The following is a 17,200-nucleotide window of genomic DNA, read 5'->3' on the forward strand; positions in this document are numbered from 1 at the left end:
TTAATTGTCCGGTATCAAAAACTAACGCCTGCGCCCAGTGTGTAACTGCTGTCTTGGGTGGTTCCTGTGTCCATGTGGGTTTCGTTAAAGTCGTATTTGAGCGATAGGTGAATATTGTGCGATAGGTAATAGCGAATACCGCTGCTGGTATTAGCCAAATAATCCACCCAATCAATATTAGGGATTGCCATTTCAACATCGACAAAGGTTTCCAAATGCTCATTGAACCAAAATTGCTGATAATCCAGATTCAGGGCGTAAGCCGAAAAATGCCAGTTTAGCGGGCCCGCCTTCAATCCAAAACGGTTGTAGGTAACGATGACATCAAGTTTGTCTTTGCGCTGGCCCCACAGACGATACCCCGGGCCTATGCCCGTGTTCCAATAGCTGGTTTCCAGCTCTACTCCTTCGATTCGATAGCTGGATGCACTGCGGACGAACCAATGAGAATTGAACAAATAGTCCACCCGGTAATTGGTCTCAAGGGTATCTTCGGTGACACGATTATGCGATTTGTCGCGCTTGGTTTCGGCCTTCAATTCATGGCGCCAGTCGTTGGATTCGAGGTCTAGTTCGGTATAGAAATGCTGTTTTTCTTTTCGCTCGGAGTCATTGTCTATGTCCATCGCCCCTTCGAGCCGGCCGGATTTTTTCCACGTGGAAGAGGGTTTTTCCAAAGCGAGCTTCGTCAGTGGATAAGTAGCGCCAGCGGTAGTTACATGGCCAGCCTTTTCGCTAAATTGGAGCCTCGTTGACTGGGTGTTCGAGTCAATTCTCCAGAATTGTGGTTGATCGGTTTCCAGGCTTTGGACGGCATTGAGGTTAATCGTCAATAAGCCTGCATAAGCCGTTTGAATGGTTAATGACCCTTCAGCCAATGCAGTGATGGATCCGCTTATTTGGTCACCGTTGGTGAGGCGTACCTGGTCTGCAAGCACCGGTGGTGAGAATCCGAAGGTGGTGCCGAGGATCGAAAGGTTGCAGCAAGCGAAAGCTATTGTTCTTTTGTGCACACCAGCTCCTGAGCGTTAAATCCCCAGACGACTCTGGCTTCACCATGATGCTCCCAAAAGCTTTCATTTTGACCGAGATATTGGGCGCCGCTGGCGGCTTGCGACAAATACATGAGCGATGATTTATCGCCGCGCTCGGCAATCAAGGTGGGTGGCTCGGTTTGATGGAAAGTGACGAATAATTCATCCGCGGGTGACGCTCCGCATTGATAGCGAAATGGGCCCAGATGGGGCACCAATTGATAGCGGGCTTGAAGCTCTGCAATGCGCAGTTGGTAGGCTTGGTTCACGCAATCTTTCGGCGTCTCGCTTTTCCAGCAGTCGTTGCGCCCTTTAATCCAGCCGCGTTGTTCGGCTTTAAGCAGGGGAGGGTGTTGGTTTTTCGCCTTTTGTTGTGCAGCGTGGTAAATGCCGTGTAGTTTGTTGTCCAGAATCGCCAGATCAGGCGATTCGCAGATCAGCGTTTCTATGGACGATTTTGCCTTGGTGCAATTAAAGCTTGGGGTAGATTTTGTGGTCGGGCGCGGCAAGGAGTAATTCTGCGTGTGGTCACAGGAGCCATCTTTTTCACAATCGTTGATGCCGTCTTTATCCAGATCCCAGCTTGGATGGATTGTCTTGGGTGGTGTAGCCCAACTGTTTATCGAAGCACTGGCGACGGCGATCCATAGTGAACGTCTCAACCAATAGGCGGCTAATATCATAGTGGCACCTCGGTATCATTCCTGGAGTGGGTTTGGGTGTTGTGCCTGAGTATATCAGCCATGGATAATGCCGTATCTTTTTGTCCCCACAGGATTTCCTAGTGTCCGAATCTCCCCGTCCTACAGATCCAACACCGTCCGCCCCTGAATCCAAGCCCCGCCCCAAAAGCCTGCTGCGTTCAAGTTTGCTGACTGGCTCCATGACCATGACCTCGCGGGTCTTGGGGTTGGTGCGCGATATAGTGCTGGCCAGTGTATTGGGTGCCGGTGGTGCCATGGACGCCTTTGCCGTTGCGCAAAAAATTCCCAACTTCTTTCGCCGTTTGTTTGCCGAAGGCGCTTTTTCACAGGCATTTATTCCGGTGCTGGCCGAGTACAAGGAAAAGGGCGGGCGTGAGGCGGTAAAAGAACTGGTGGATAAGGTTGCCGGCTGCCTGGGTTCGATTTTGCTGCTGTTTACTCTTTTGGGGGTTCTGGGTGCGGCGGGTTTTGCCTACGTCTTTGGCTGGGGTTATGCGGATGAGCCGGAAAAGTTCTCGCTGTTGGTGGAGCTGGTGCGCATTACCTTTCCCTATTTGATGCTGATCTCCCTCACCGGTTTTGCCGGGGCGATTTTAAATAGCTACGACCGCTTTGCGATTCCCGCCGTAACTCCGGTGTTCCTGAATATTTTTATGATCGCGGCGGCGTTGTTGCTGGCCGATTTTTTCCCCAATCCCGCCTATGCGCTGGCGTGGAGTATTTTGGCGGCAGGTGTTTTCTCTCTGCTGTTTCAGCTGCCGTTTTTAAAGCAGATTCATCTGCTGCCGTCGCCCAAATTGGATTGGTCTCACCCAGGGGTGAAGCGCATTTTAGTGTTAATGGCACCGGCGCTTTTTGGTGTCTCGGTAAGTCAGCTTAATCTGCTGCTGGATTCGGTCATCGCCACCATGTTGGGAGATGGTGCAGTGAGCTGGCTGTTCTATTCGGATCGTCTGGTGGAGTTGCCGCTGGGGGTGTTTGGTGTGGCCATAGCAACGGTAATTATGCCGGGGCTATCGCGCCTTAGTGCGGCCCAGTCTGGTGAGAAATTTAGCGATATGCTCGATTGGGCAATCCGCTTTGTGGTGCTGATTGCATTGCCGGCCACCCTGGCGCTGATTATTCTCGCCGAGCCAATTCTGTTCACACTGTTCTATCACGGCGAGATGAAGTTAGCAGACATTCTTATGTCCACCTACAGTCTCAAAGCCTATGCGCTGGGCTTGTTTGCCTTCATGCTGATCAAGGTGTTGGTGCCCGGATTCTTCGCCCGTCAGGACATGAAAACCCCGGTGCGTACCGGTATTGTGGCGATTATCGCCAACATTCTGATGAAGCCTCTGGTGGTAATTCCACTGGCAATGCTCTGGGGTTTGGGGCATGTTGGCCTTGCTTTCACGACGGCCATGGCGGCTTACGTTAATGCCTTCCTGCTTTATCGTGGCCTGCGCAAGGCCGGGGTCTACGCTCCGGCCAGCCAATGGGCGACTATCTGGTTGCGTTACGGCGCCGCGAATCTGGCCATGGTAGCGGTGCTTCTGGCGCTATTGCAGTTTTGGTCCGGGTGGGCCGAATGGCACCTGCTGGAACGAGTTATCCGTCTGACTGCGGTCTGTGTCGCTGGGTTGCTGGCCTACATACTGACACTGCTGGCGGTCGGTGTTCGACTGCGCGATTTCAAAGCGCACCACTAATGTCGCCCTTTTGTGATTCTGCACCGGGGATTTTGAGTCGGGGTAGGCTCAGGCGTTGTCGCTCCTGTATACTGCCCGCCTTCATTTTTTGGTCGATTTGATTGAGGGCTGTACCCAGCGTGAATCCGGCGGCACCAGCGTTTATTCGCGGTTTACACAACCTGCGCCCCTCGCACCGCGGCTGCGTTGCTACGATTGGCTCCTTTGATGGCGTTCACCTTGGCCACCAGGCGATCCTCCAGCAGCTGCAGCAAGTTGCCAACGCATGCAAATTGCCCTCAGTTGTGATTATTTTTGAGCCCCAGCCGCACGAGTTTTTTGCCGGCGATAAAGCGCCGGCGCGCTTGATGCGCCTGCGCGAGAAAGTCCAGGCGTTATTAGCGGCGGGCGTCAATCGTGTTCTCTGCCTGCAATTTAACGATGCCTTGCGCCGCCTCTCGGCAGAAGCCTTTGTGGAAAAGGTGCTGATTGATGGATTGGGTATTAAACACCTGGTGGTGGGGGACGATTTTCGTTTTGGCTGCGACAGGCGCGGCGATTTTGCGCTTCTGCGAACTATCGGCAGCCAACGCGGTTTTAGTGTGACTGATACGGTCACGCTGGAGGTGGGGGGCGAACGGGTTAGCAGTACCCGTATCCGCCAACTGCTGGAACAGGGCGATTTTGCCAGTGCCGAACAGTTGCTCGGCAAGCCCTACAGCATCAATGGTCGCATTGCCTACGGTCAGCAATTGGGGCGCAAACTGGGTGTGCCTACCGCTAATGTGCATTTGCGTCGGTATAGATCGCCTTTGCACGGTGTCTTCACTGTTACGGTTAAATTTGCTGATGGCAGTGTTTACAAGGGTGTTGCCAACGTTGGCGTGCGACCGACAGTGACCGGCGATAAAAAACCGCTGCTGGAAGTACATTTATTTGATTTTTCGCGCATGGCCTATGGCGCCATGATTGATGTGACTTTCCACACTAAATTGCGCGATGAAAAAAAATTCAATTCACTGGATGAATTGCAAACCCAATTGCAAATGGACATTGCCCAGGCCAAACAATTTTTTCTACTTTAAATTTGTTAACAAAGTTGACCGTGAATCATGACCGATTACAAAGCAACACTGAACCTGCCTAACACCGATTTCGCCATGAAGGCGAACCTCGCGCAACGCGAGCCGGAAATGCTGAAAAACTGGCAAGCGAATAATTTATACCAACAAATTCGCACAGCGCGCGCTGGTCGCGAGCAATTTATTTTGCACGACGGTCCACCCTATGCGAATGGCGATATTCACATTGGTCACGCGGTTAACAAAATTCTCAAAGACATCATTATCAAAAGCAAAACCCTGAGCGGTTTTGACGCACCCTATGTGCCCGGATGGGACTGTCATGGTCTGCCGATCGAACATAATGTGGAGAAAAAAATCGGCAAAGCTGGCGACAAGGTTGATGTGAAAACCTTTCGCCAAAAATGTCGCGAATATGCCGCCGGCCAGCTTGAAGGCCAGCGCAAAGATTTTATTCGCCTGGGTGTGTTGGGAGATTGGGAAAATCCCTATCTCACCATGGATTACAAATTTGAAGCTGACATCATTCGTTCACTGGGTAAGATCGCCGAGAACGGCCATTTGCTGCGTGGTTTTAAACCAGTTTACTGGAGCGTAGTGGGTGGCTCTGCACTTGCTGAAGCGGAAGTGGAATACCACGATAAAACATCCTTCTCGATCGACGTAAAGTTTGCCTTTGTTGATCAGCATGCGGTTGAGAATGTCATCGAGGGTCTAACCGGCTGCGGAAAAATTTCGCTGGTGATCTGGACCACCACTCCATGGACCTTGCCTGCTAACCAGGCGGTGTCTGCCAATGCCGAAATCGACTATGCCGTGGTGCAGGTGGGTGTGGAGCGTTTGCTGGTTGCAGAGACTTTGGTTAGCAGCGTTGTTGCGCGTGCACAAGTGGAAAATGCCGAAATCGTTGGTCGTGTAAAGGGCGCAGCGCTCGAGCATTTACTGGTGCAACATCCTTTCTATGCACGGCAGGTGCCGGTGATTCTTGGTGATCACGTGACTACCGATGCTGGTACGGGTTTTGTTCACACCGCACCTGATCATGGTGCAGAAGACTTTAATGTCGGTTTGAAATATGGAATCGGCACACTCAATTACATCGATGACCACGGAACCTATCGCCCCAATGTGGAAATTTTTGCGGGCGAGCACGTGTATAAAGTGGATGAAAAAGTTGTTGAATTACTAATTGAAAAACACGCACTGCTTGCGCAGGGCAAAATTACTCACAGCTTCCCGCATTGCTGGCGCACTAAAACCCCGCTGATTTTCCGCGCGACGCCGCAATGGTTTGTGAGCATGAGTAAAAATAATTTGCGCGATCAGGTTGCTGCCGCCGTTGATGGTGTCCAATGGGTACCTGATTGGGGTAAGGCGCGCATTGACTCAATGCTGGCAAGCTCGCCGGATTGGTGTATCTCTCGTCAGCGCACCTGGGGCGTACCTATTGCATTGTTTGTGCACAAGGAAACTCAGGATTTGCATCCGGATACACCGCGTTTGATTGAAGCCGTTGCACAAAAAGTTGAACAGGGCGGAATGGATGCCTGGTTTGAACTGGATGCAAAAGCATTGCTCGGCGCCGATGCAGAGGCTTACCAAAAAGTTACCGATACCCTGGATGTGTGGTTCGACTCTGGTGTCACTCACTACGCTGTTCTGGCGCAACGCGCGGGCCTGCGTTTCCCGGCAGATTTGTACCTGGAAGGTTCGGATCAGCATCGCGGCTGGTTCCAGTCATCGCTGAAAACCTCTATGGCAATGCACGCCGTACCGCCATACAAAACTGTGTTGACCCATGGTTTCACTGTGGATGCTAACGGCAACAAAATGTCCAAATCCCTGGGCAATGTAGTGCCGCCGCAAAAAGTCATGAATGAATACGGCGCGGACGTGTTGCGCTTGTGGATTGCCGCTACTGATTTCAGCAACGACATGCGTGTGTCAGATGAAATTTTAAAACGCACGGCCGATTCCTATCGTCGTATTCGTAATACTGCGCGCTTTATTTTGTCGAATCTGGTGGGATTTAATCCCGAGACGGATCTGGTTCCTATGGAACAAATGGTGCAACTGGATCGCTGGATCGTTGGTCAGACTGCCAAGCTGCAGCAGGAAATTATCGGTTACTACAATAGCTACGAACTGCATATGATTTATCAGAAGCTGCATAACTTCTGCGTGGTGGAGCTGGGTGGTTTTTATCTGGATATTATTAAAGATCGCCAGTACACCGTTAAGGCCGATGCGCACGCGCGTCGCTCTGCACAAACTGCTTTGTATTATGTGATTGAAGCCCTGGTGCGTTGGATCGCACCAATTTTAAGTTTCACGGCGGATGAAATCTGGCAAGTATTGCCGGGCAAACGCGATGCAAATGTGTTTGTCGCTGAGTGGTTTAGTGTTCCAGCATTACCGGCTGATTCTTTTGCCGATGATTACTGGGCATTGATTGCAGATGTGAAAACGGCGGTGAATAAAGTTATAGAAGCCAAGCGCGCCGCTGGTGAAGTGGGAGGGGCGCTCGGTACGGAAGTAACCTTGTTTGTAGATGATAAATTGCAAACCGAGCTGCAGAAATTGGGCGATGAATTGCGCTTTGTGCTGATCACCTCAACGGCGAACGTGCAGGCGCTGAGCGTTGCGCAAAATGCTGAAGTAACGGAAGTGGCCGGTCTGCAAGTGGCGGTGAAAAAATCGGAATACATCAAGTGCGAGCGCTGCTGGCATCATCGTGCTGACGTAGGTGCAAACGCGGTGCATCCAACCATTTGTTTACGTTGCGTCACCAATGTGGACGGAGCTGGCGAAAGTCGCGCGTTTGCGTAATTAAATCCCTCCCCGACCCTCCCTTTTCCAAAGGGAGGGAGTACCAGTCTGACCATCAAAGATGGGAGTTGGCTCCTCCTCTTTGTCAAAGGGGAAGTTGGGAGGGGATTCAAAGGTAAGAATTTAATGACCGAAAAAATCTATCAAAAATCCTGGTTTTGGTATGCCGTCGCTTTTGTGGTGTTGGTGTTGGATCAGGCAAGCAAGCACGCCATCGAAGCTGTGTTTGAGTTTGGTGAAACCAAAGTATTCACCTCGTTCTTTAATTTCACTCTGGCTTATAACACTGGCGCTGCATTTAGCTTTCTGGCAGATGCAGGTGGTTGGCAGCGTTGGTTTTTCGGTGTCGTTGCGATGGTGGCGAGCGTATTGTTGATCGTGTGGATTGGTCGAGTTGCTGCCACCAAAGTACGTGAGGCGTTTGCGCTGGCTTTTATTCTGGGTGGCGCATTGGGTAACTTGTATGACCGGATTGTGCTGGGTCATGTGGTCGACTTTATCGTGGTTCACTATCAGGATAATTATTGGCCCGCGTTTAATCTCGCCGACTCGGCCATTACCCTGGGGGCTGCGGTGTTAATTATTGATATGTTGTTTAGTAAAGAGAAAAAAGCCCATGCGTAACTTGGCAGTTGGCCCCGGTACCAAAGTGACTTTGCATTTTGCGTTACAGTTGGATAACGGCGACGTAGTCGATTCCAATTTTGAACGCAACCCCGCCACTTTTACGGTGGGTGATGGCAATTTGTTGCCCGGTTTTGAAAAAGCGTTATTTGGGATGTTTGAAGGCGAGCACAAAACCCTGGTGATTAAACCCGAGGATGGCTTCGGACAGCGTAACCCAAACAATATTCAGGAAATTGCACGTAGCCAATTTAGCCCGGACCTCGAATTGAGCGAAGGCTTAATGTTGTCGTTTGCCGATGCACAAAAAACCGAGTTGCCAGGTGTGGTGCAGCGGTTTGATGATGAGGTGGTTGTGGTAGATTTTAATCACCCGCTTTCTGGTCGCGATATCTTGTTTGAAGTATCTATCCTCAAAATTGAACCCGTGCAGGTGCACTGATCATGACTCAAATCAAACTTGCTAATCCCCGCGGCTTTTGTGCAGGCGTTGATCGTGCCATCGATATTGTTAATCGTGCGCTCGACGTCTTTGGTGCTCCCATTTATGTACGTCATGAAGTGGTGCACAACAAATTCGTGGTGGATTCATTGCGTGAGCGCGGTGCGATATTTGTTGATGAGGTAGAGCAGGTTCCCGACGATGTTATTTTAATTTTTAGTGCCCATGGTGTTTCGCAAGCGGTGCGCAAAGAGGCTGAAGATCGTGGCTTGCAAGTATTTGACGCAACCTGTCCGTTGGTTACCAAGGTGCATATCGAAGTGACTCGCTACAGTCGCGAAGGTCGTGAGTGTATTTTAATTGGTCATGAAGGGCACCCTGAAGTGGAAGGAACCATGGGGCAATATAGCACGTCCAACGGTGGCTCTATTTATCTGGTTGAAGATGAATCTGATGTGGATGCATTAGTCGTTCGCGATGCAGAACACCTAGCGTATGTAACCCAGACGACTTTATCGATGGACGACACAGCCAAGGTGATTGAAGCCTTGCGCAATAAATTCCCTAAAATCCAGGGGCCGCGTAAAGATGATATTTGTTACGCAACCACCAACCGCCAGGATGCAGTGCGCCAGCTCGCTCTGGAGTGCGATTTGGTATTAGTGGTAGGCTCCCCAAATTCGTCAAATTCCAATCGCTTGCGAGAGCTTGCGGAGCGTTGCGGTACGGAAAGTTATTTAATTGACGGCCCTGATGATATTAATCCTGTGTGGATTAAAAATAGAAATTGCATCGGTATAACTGCTGGTGCGTCTGCACCGGAAATTTTAGTAAAACAAGTGATCGATAAATTGAAAGCTTGTGGAGCTGAAGTGCCCATCGAAATGGATGGGACACCGGAAAATATCAGTTTTTCGTTACCAAAAGCATTACGCGGTTGAAACCTGATTTTGAATCAGGTTTTTTTGCATTCGCCTGCCGCTGTTTTTTCTGATCGCAGGCGCCCGGCTCGATTTAGTACCAGTTTGATTCCTTCGTCGGCCGTTGCTGCGCAAACTGTCATTGCACCCATCACAATTGCGCCTCCGTCTCTTCTTCCAGGTGTTCTGCCTTCTCCGGTGCCGATAAACGATATTTCGTTAGGAACCGGAAAGCTGTCATGAATTATTGTATTTTTTAGTCCGGCGTGCTCCTGTAATAACCGCTCATTCTCGTCTTGTACGCCGTTATTGTTTAAATCGATAAATAATACCCAGCCTAGATGCCATTTTTTCTTTGCTCGCAGCACCGTCCGTTGGTTGGCAAAAACGGCCTTACTACGAGCTGTCTCAATCGCATCCACTAGAGTTTGGGTTGCTGTTTCTGTTTGGGCTTTTTGAATTTGACGGGAAAAATCAGGCAATGCCAAGGCAGTTAACAGGGCAATTACTGAGATGGTAATGAGAAGTTCAACAAGGGTAAATCCGTAATATTTCATTCATTCCTTTCCTTGGATGACGCGCAAAAAAAGTCGCGTTTAATCTGACGCCAAAGCGGCCATTCAACAACCTGCCTTGACCATATGTCGCCCCTCTAGCATTCCGCGTGGATGCCTATGATAGGCTGATTCAATATAAACAATGTGGCTGGTGCTGTCTATGCGGCAGAGACTAAACAGAAATGACAGTTCAGGCTCAAAAGAGAGAACGCTAATGCGTAAATCGGTATTTGGCTTTACCTTGATTGAATTGTTAGTCACGCTGGTAGTGGTTGCGATTGTTTTGTCTGCGGCCATTCCATCCTTCCAATCCCAAATACTTAATAACCGATCGATCTCATTGGGTGAGGATTTGGCTTCCGCAATCAATTTGGCACGGTCTGAAGCGGTAAAGCGCTCTACCCGAGTAGCAATATGTGCTAGTAAGTCTGGTACTGATTGTGACGGTGCGTGGACCGATGGTTTCATCGTGTTTATCGACACCGCAGCCAAAGATACTGATCCCGCTCCAGTGGTCGGCACCATATTGAAAGTCTGGGGCGCGCTCGATTTGAGAGCTGTTATTACTGCAAAAAGTGACAGGGATGATGTCACGTTTATCCGCTACACCGGGTTGGGCACGCTTGCTCGCGTAACAGAAAAGCAAATTGTTGTTACTGCCGAAATGAAAAAATGCACTATGAGTGCTGCGCGGAAAATTACTGTGGGTTTATCTGGCATGGTTTCAGTATCGAATGTCACATGCTCAGCCAGTTAAATTAGTCGAATCTATTCAGGTGGATTGATCTATGCGGTATCCATTTTTTTTGCGCCGTTGCCAACACGGTGTTGGGCTGATAGAGGTTCTTGTAACGTTGTTGATTCTCTCTACGGCGCTGCTCACATTGGGCACAATGCAAAATAGATCTTTGCAGTTTAACCAAAGCGCTTATATGCGTTCGCAAGCCAATGTTTTTGCGTATGATATTTTAGATCGAATGCGGGTCAATTTGAGAAATATCGCGTCCTATCATTCAGCGTTAGCTGGACCTGCAGCATCGGCAGTTACATCACCCCTCGCAGCAGTGGATCTTAATGCGTGGCGCACAAATATTTATCGTGCTTTACCTGATGGTAAAGGCGGTGTTTCGTGTGTGGCGGCTACCAGTATTTGTACAGTGACCATTACCTGGAAGGAACTCAGTAGTAATGATGAAGATACTGAAAATGTTTCAGAGTTTACCTATAGCGCCCGGTTGTGAGGATCGTGTTTATGCATAAACGAGAGGCAGGCTTATCGCTGGTTGAACTGATGATTTCAATCACTCTGGGCATTGTGTTGATGACTGGTGTTGTACAGATTTTTTTGTCGAGCAAATCAGTCTTTTCTTCGCAACAAGGGCTATCGCGAATTCAAGAAACTGGCCGTTTGGGTATTGAATTTTTAGGAAGAGACATACGTATGGCTGCGTATTATGGATGCTACAGACCTAATCCAAGTATGCCGGGCGGAGAGTTGCAAAACGGCGCTATGGTGATTTCCGGATTGCATGGCAATTTTGCTGAAGGGCTTCGCGGATATGACTCTGCCACCAGTGTGCCCGGTGGTGCTGCAGCGTTGGGCGGTAGCATTACTCCTCTGACAAAGGGAACGGCAAATGTTGTTGTTGTGCGTTCCGTGAAAATTGCAGGATTACCTGTATCTAAGTCCAACGATTCGAATGGTGTTTACGCTTATACGCCTAGTCCCGCCGATAAAAATAAATGTGTTGAAGGTATGTGCAAAGATACTGCGGTAATCGTGAGTGATTGTTTTAAGGCTCGCGTTTATCGAATAGCAGTTGACCCTTCTGTAACGGGTAACGAGGTATATTTTCGCCACAATGAGGGGTGGGGTGGTGGAGTTATTGCGACTGAGAATTTTATAAATGGTGAGATTGCAGCAATCAATACCACTGCGTATTTCCTGGCGAAAGGTGTTAGTGGTCAACCTAGCTTATGGCAAAAAACTAACACGGAGGCGCCGGTGGAGTTGTTGGAGGGCGTTGAGCAAATGCGCATCACTTACGCAACAAGTGAAAATGAAAATTACCGCTTGGCGAGTCTGCTTTCGGCAACAGATTGGAGCAAAGTAAATTCTGTTCGAATCGAATTGGTGGTTCGGAGCGCGGACAACAACCTGGTTGATTCCCCGCAGCCTTACACGCTTGGTGGGGTAACCGTAACTCCGGCACCTGAAAGTGGGGTTGCTGATAAATATTTGCGCCAGGTATTTACGTCAACTATTGGTATCCGTAGTCGTGCAACCAATATTCAGTAGGTCTAACTATGAGTTATCTCAATCAAAACTACCGATCTATTAGTTCCAAGACTTCCCAGCAAGGTGTTGTACTTCTTGTTGGTTTGGTAATGGTGCTGCTAATTACTATTGTGGGCTTGTCTGCAATTCGCGGTACCGGATTGCAAGAAAGTATGGCGGGAAATATGCGGGATCTTAATCTGGCATTTCAATCGGCTGAGTCCGGTTTACGATTTGCCGAATCGATTGTCTCTATTTCGGTAAAAACGGTCCCTCCTTTTGATTGCACGGCGGGCCTATGCGTAGATCAGGAGCGGGGTACCCCCGCGAATTCTGTTCGCTGGTGGAATGAAGAAAGTTGGGCAAAAATTGCGGTCGAGGCTGATTTGGGGCTAAAAAATGTCGAGCATCAACCCCGAATAATTTTGGAATTGCTGGATTCGGATGCGGGGTCTTGTGCTGCTGGGGAAGGGAGCGGAATAGGTACGGGAAGTTTAACGATGGTTGGTGATTGCATTCCCTATAGAATCACTGCATTGGGCTACGGTGCGGACGAAAATACCCAGGTAATGGTGCAGTCGGCGTATAAGCGCCATCAGTAGTGGAGATGAAACTATGTTGCTGAATATATGTGTGAATAAATTGCGCTTTCTCTTGCAGCACATTCCTATGCATAAGCTGAATGTGTCACTGGTGGTTGCATCACTAAGCATGTCAATCGCTCACGTCGCAAGTGCAGCTCCTTCTCAGGCGCCGCTGTTTTTATCAAATCCAGTTGTGCCAATTATGATGTTGAATATGTCAAAGGATCATCAACTGTATTTTAAAGTTTATGATGACTATTCAGATTTGGATGGAGATGGAACCCCGGATAATACCTACAAAAACAGCTACGATTATTACGGCTATTTCGATAGCAAAAAATGCTACACCTATAGCACCGCAAACAATCGATTTGAACCATCTCGGAGAGTAGATAGCAGCACCAATTATTGTAACTACGGTGGAACTACAAATGAGTGGAGCGGAAATTTTTTAAACTGGACCAGCATGACCCGTATGGACTCCATTCGTAAAATTTTGTACGGCGGTTTGCGCTCAACGGATACCTCAAGCGTAACTGTGCTTGAGCGAGCTTTTTTGCCTCATGATGCTCACTCATTTGCAAAGTATTACAACGGTAGTGATTTATCGAGCTTGACGCCATTCAATGACACAGCGGCTGTACCAAGAAATCTATCGGCGACTTCTGCTACAGGTATTACAATTTGTAATACCACTCCAGGTGGTACCGCGTTATCACAAAATGTTACCAACGCGCCTTTGTTACGTGTCGCCAAGGGGAATTACACCTTTTGGGCTAGTAATGAGCGTTGGCAATGTAGGTGGAACAGTGAAGTTAGCGCAGCAAATGGTAACGACTCAGCTGCAACAGGGGTTTACGCTTACGGCAATACACCGGTCAATGCAAACAAGTTGGGGAGTGGTTCTGCCAGCGGTGAGTATTACGCGAGGGTTCAAGTTTGTGTCAGTGGGTTGGAGGAGGAAAATTGCCACCAATACCCAAGTGGAAATAAAAAGCCCCAAGGATTATTGCAAGAGTATGGTGAGGTGCGCGGCGGAGCCAGCGTCGCAAAAGTTAATTTCGGATTAATGACAGGTTCTTATACCAAAAATAAATCTGGTGGTGTGCTACGCAAAAATGTTGGCAACATGTCGACTGAAATTAACTCCAGCACTGACGGTACATTCACCAATACCGCAGGCGTAATTAAAACGCTAAATTTGCTGAGAATATACGGTTACCGCTATGAAGACGGAACCTATTTCAACGTCTCAGGAAGCGATAATTGTTCGTGGGGCTTAAACTCTTTCTCGGATAACAACTGCACCAATTGGGGTAACCCGCAAGCAGAAATCTATTTGGAGTCACTACGTTATCTGGCTGGCAAATCGGTAAATGACGCATTTAAAGCAGATGACTCATCCAAAATTTCCGGGTTGGCCACTGCTACTTGGTCTGCGCCAGTGACCTCCGCTAACGCGTGTGCTCCGCTAAGCGTGCTCCAGTTTAACGCTTCTACTACTTCATACGATGGAGACGGTTTGGGGCTCGCTACTGACGTTATTGCGAGTCCGAGTACATTAAATGCATGGACAAATATTATTGCTGATTCAAAGCGCGAAGCGCTTTCGGGAAATTATTTTGTTGGAAAAAATGCTTCCTTAGCAGATGGCTTATGTACAGCAAAATCTCTCGGCGTATTATCGGATATTCAAGGAACTTGCCCGGATGCTCCCAGGTTGGAAGGAAGCTATCATTTAGCAGGATTGGCTTACTATGCGCGGACGAATGATTTTATTTCTGGCGTAAGCGGGACCCAGACTGTCAGAACCTATGGAGTAGCACTTGCTCCAGCACTGCCCAAAGTTGAAATCCCAGTGCCCGGTAGCAGCACGCAAAAAATCACGATTTTGCCTGCATGTCGCGAAAAGGGGGTGGGAACCGCTCCTAATAACGGTGCCTGTGCGATTGTGGATTTTAAAATTTTATCGCAAACAAGTACTTCAACTGTTAACTCTGGCCGGCTTTATGTGAACTGGGAAGATAGTGAGCAGGGTGGTGACTATGACCAGGACTTATGGGGAATTATCGATTATTCCGTAACTGCTTCAACTGCTACCATTGGAACGGATGTGCTTATTTCCTCGGTGGGCTCCAATAAAATTGGATTTGGTTATGTAATCAGTGGGACTAATGAAAAAGATGGGCCGCACTTCCATAGTGGTATCAACAACTACAATGAGTATGAGTGTTCTTCAGGTTGCTCCGTTGGAAATAGTATGGTCTATAAGAGTTGGCCCGTAGGAACATCAACAGATAAGTTTCTGGCGACACCGCTATACTACGCGGCCAAATGGGGTGGGTTCAGCGAGTCTTTGGTAAAAGGTGTTATCGGGTCCAGTAGTTATAATTCCAATAATCGTTTGAATTACTACACTCAAGACAATGTGCTCGCAAAAATTAATAGTCTTGCAAAGCCCGAGTCTTATTATTTTGCGACTGACCCTAGAACCCTGGAGGCCTCTCTGGCTGCGGCGTTGAATGATATCGCTGCAAGTATCGGGTCCTCTTCTGCGGTTGCAACGAATTCGACTCGTCTCTCAGAAGGCTCCTATGTTTATCAGGCGCAGTTTAATAGTGAGAGTTGGAGTGGAACTCTGAATGCGTTTGAGTTTGATAAAGACGGCAAGCTACCTACTTTACCTACGTTCTCAACTAATAATTCGGCCTCAATGCCTCGTAGTGGCTCAGGAAGAAATGTTTATACATTTGACGGCACAAATCGCAAAAACTTCGCATGGGATCAGTTAACTTCAGGCCTTGGAAGTCAGCAAGCAGCACTCCAGTTAAGCTCAGAATCAACAGATGTAAATGCAAAAAAACGTGTGGATTGGTTATTGGGTAATAGTACCTACGAAAGTAATGCGTCTGGATTGCGTGAGCGCGGTACAGGAGATGCCCGAGTTATATTGGGCGATATAGTTAACTCAAGCCCCGCTTTTGTCGGAGCGTGGGATTTCAGATATCAGCGCTTACCCGTAGGCGGGAGTAGCTATACAGCATTTGTTGAAAGCAAAAAGACACGAATCCCGCGCGTGTTTGTTGGTGCCAACGACGGCATGGTGCATGCGTTTCAGGCTCCTACTAAAGATGTTTCTGGCGGCGAGGTTTTCAAAGAGCTCTATGCATACATTCCCAACATTGCATTTTCAAAATTAGCCAAACTTACGCAACCAGACTACGGTACCAGTGCGAATCCGCATCAATTTATTGTCGATGGGCCGATTACCGTAGGCGATGTCTATATTGGTGGGAGTTGGCGCACAATTGTAGTAGGTACCTTGGGTGCTGGTGGTAAGGGGATTTACGCGCTAGATGTAACAGATGAATTAGATCCGAAGGTGTTATGGGAGTTAAGCACTGCTGATATTCCAGAGTTGGGCTATGTGATGGGTAAGCCGTTAATTGCGCCGATGAAGAATAATCGCTGGGCGGTAATTATGGGGAATGGAAGTGAAAGCAGTAGCTTCTCAAGCTTACTTGTTATCGATATCGAGCAACCCAAAAGCACTAGTTACACTCGCGTGTTGAATACGGGAGCTGGGATTGGTTTGTCTGCTCCAGAATTGCTTCCCAACGCTATTGGGCAAATCGAAGTAGCCTATGCGGGTGATTTGAGTGGTAATTTGTGGCGCTTTGATCTATCGAGCACAAGTGGTGGAAGTGCATGGAAAAAAGATTATTTGATATTTAAAGCAGTTGATTCCGGCGGTAATGCGCAACCTATCAGCGCGGCTCCGACTCTAGGCTTAAACCCTAAAATGAATAACAAAATTATGGTGTATTTTGGTACCGGGAAATATTTTGATATTGGGGATAATGCGACTCCAGTCTCTCCTCAATACAGTTTCTACGCTGTTGCGGATACAGGCTCGTTGATTACGCGATCAGATATGTTTGCGAAAACACTCACGACCAATTATTCATCAAGGACAAGAAGCGTTGTGCAAGATTCTTCTACACCGGTAAGCGCACCGGATTGGTCTGCTAAGAAAGGGTGGTATTTGGATTTTAATGACACCGCAGGTGAACGCGTAACAACAAAAGCGATTCTATTGCAGGATCGGTTAATTTTCCCAACCTTAATACCTTCGGGTGTCGCATGCGAATACGGTGGGAAAAGTTGGTTAATGCAGGTCACGGGCGTTGGTTGGAAAAATACGCCTCCTCCGCCTGCGGATCCGTTGCATCCAGATGATGGAACTGCGGTGCTGAACGATTATCTTGTCTTGGGCGATTTGGGTTTGGGTCGTTTGCCGGTCTCACCGTCATCCGCGTCTTCGTCCAGTGTTAGTGACGAGTGCACAAATGGATCAACAGGTCAGGCCGCTGTTATCGGAAGTGGCAGTAATGCCACCCTGATGAATGCTGCAACTACCTATAGCCTCTGTGGCGAAGGTAGGCAGTCCTGGCGGCAACTTCAATAAACAGT

The 17,200-nt window shown here is 48.6% G+C and carries 14 protein-coding genes; 11 read left to right on the plus strand and 3 right to left on the minus strand.

The features are described from left to right. Positions 1 to 14: 14 nt before the first annotated feature. Together D0C16_RS19065 and D0C16_RS19070 are read right to left on the minus strand one after the other, a co-directional pair. Positions 15 to 1,013, minus strand: a complete 999-nt coding sequence (locus D0C16_RS19065) for a DUF481 domain-containing protein (RefSeq protein WP_151033825.1) — start codon at positions 1,011 to 1,013, stop codon at positions 15 to 17. Further along, complete coding sequence (locus D0C16_RS19070) at positions 995 to 1,717, minus strand: MliC family protein (RefSeq protein ID WP_151033826.1); 723 nt, start codon at positions 1,715 to 1,717, stop codon at positions 995 to 997. Before D0C16_RS19070 ends, D0C16_RS19065 begins: the two co-directional genes overlap by 19 nt. A 200-nt stretch (positions 1,718 to 1,917) precedes the next feature. On the opposite strand from D0C16_RS19070, the gene murJ reads away from it, so the two are divergent. The 6 genes from murJ to ispH all read left to right on the plus strand — a co-directional run bounded on the left by murJ (position 1,918) and on the right by ispH (position 9,329). Continuing rightward, positions 1,918 to 3,432: a murein biosynthesis integral membrane protein MurJ gene (murJ, locus tag D0C16_RS19075; protein ID WP_255482113.1), complete on the plus strand. Its 1,515-nt coding sequence runs from the start codon at positions 1,918 to 1,920 to the stop codon at positions 3,430 to 3,432. A 119-nt stretch (positions 3,433 to 3,551) separates the two neighbouring features. After that, positions 3,552 to 4,496 (plus strand): bifunctional riboflavin kinase/FAD synthetase, encoded by a 945-nt coding sequence (gene ribF, locus D0C16_RS19080; RefSeq protein ID WP_151033827.1) that lies wholly within the window; start codon positions 3,552 to 3,554, stop codon positions 4,494 to 4,496. 27 nt (positions 4,497 to 4,523) lie between these two features. Further along, positions 4,524 to 7,322 carry an isoleucine--tRNA ligase gene (ileS, locus tag D0C16_RS19085; RefSeq protein ID WP_151033828.1) on the plus strand — a complete coding sequence of 933 codons (2,799 nt, stop codon included), beginning with the start codon at positions 4,524 to 4,526 and terminating at the stop codon, positions 7,320 to 7,322. Between the two features lie 126 nt (positions 7,323 to 7,448). Continuing rightward, a complete protein-coding gene (lspA, locus tag D0C16_RS19090; protein ID WP_151033829.1) occupies positions 7,449 to 7,946 on the plus strand; it encodes a signal peptidase II in 498 nt (165 codons plus the stop codon). Then, entirely contained in the window at positions 7,939 to 8,388 is a 450-nt protein-coding gene (locus D0C16_RS19095) for a peptidylprolyl isomerase (RefSeq protein ID WP_151033830.1), read from the plus strand. Before lspA ends, D0C16_RS19095 begins: the two co-directional genes overlap by 8 nt. 2 nt (positions 8,389 to 8,390) lie before the next feature. Next, complete coding sequence (gene ispH / locus D0C16_RS19100; RefSeq protein WP_151033831.1) at positions 8,391 to 9,329, plus strand: 4-hydroxy-3-methylbut-2-enyl diphosphate reductase; 939 nt, start codon at positions 8,391 to 8,393, stop codon at positions 9,327 to 9,329. A 14-nt stretch (positions 9,330 to 9,343) separates the two neighbouring features. Here ispH and D0C16_RS19105 read toward each other — a convergent pair whose 3' ends face one another. After that, positions 9,344 to 9,865 carry a GspH/FimT family pseudopilin gene (locus D0C16_RS19105; RefSeq protein WP_151033832.1) on the minus strand — a complete coding sequence of 174 codons (522 nt, stop codon included), beginning with the start codon at positions 9,863 to 9,865 and terminating at the stop codon, positions 9,344 to 9,346. A gap of 214 nt (positions 9,866 to 10,079) precedes the next feature. Here D0C16_RS19105 and D0C16_RS19110 point away from each other — a divergent pair, with 214 nt between their 5' ends. Genes D0C16_RS19110 through D0C16_RS19130 form a run of 5 tightly spaced genes read left to right on the plus strand, consistent with a single transcriptional unit; the run spans position 10,080 to position 17,195 of the window. After that, entirely contained in the window at positions 10,080 to 10,622 is a 543-nt protein-coding gene (locus tag D0C16_RS19110) for a GspH/FimT family pseudopilin (protein WP_191968554.1), read from the plus strand. Between the two features lie 31 nt (positions 10,623 to 10,653). After that, positions 10,654 to 11,106, plus strand: a complete 453-nt coding sequence (gene pilV / locus D0C16_RS19115; protein ID WP_151033834.1) for a type IV pilus modification protein PilV — start codon at positions 10,654 to 10,656, stop codon at positions 11,104 to 11,106. 11 nt (positions 11,107 to 11,117) lie between these two features. Next, positions 11,118 to 12,164, plus strand: coding sequence for a PilW family protein (locus D0C16_RS19120; RefSeq protein WP_151035018.1), 1,047 nt, complete (start codon positions 11,118 to 11,120; stop codon positions 12,162 to 12,164). An 8-nt stretch (positions 12,165 to 12,172) separates the two neighbouring features. After that, a complete protein-coding gene (locus D0C16_RS19125; protein WP_151033835.1) occupies positions 12,173 to 12,745 on the plus strand; it encodes a PilX N-terminal domain-containing pilus assembly protein in 573 nt (190 codons plus the stop codon). Positions 12,746 to 12,758: 13 nt separating this feature from the next. Continuing rightward, positions 12,759 to 17,195, plus strand: a complete 4,437-nt coding sequence (locus D0C16_RS19130) for a pilus assembly protein (protein WP_151033836.1) — start codon at positions 12,759 to 12,761, stop codon at positions 17,193 to 17,195. Positions 17,196 to 17,200: the final 5 nt, after the last annotated feature.

It is taken from the genome of Cellvibrio sp. KY-GH-1 (assembly GCF_008806975.1).
Lineage (GTDB): Bacteria > Pseudomonadota > Gammaproteobacteria > Pseudomonadales > Cellvibrionaceae > Cellvibrio.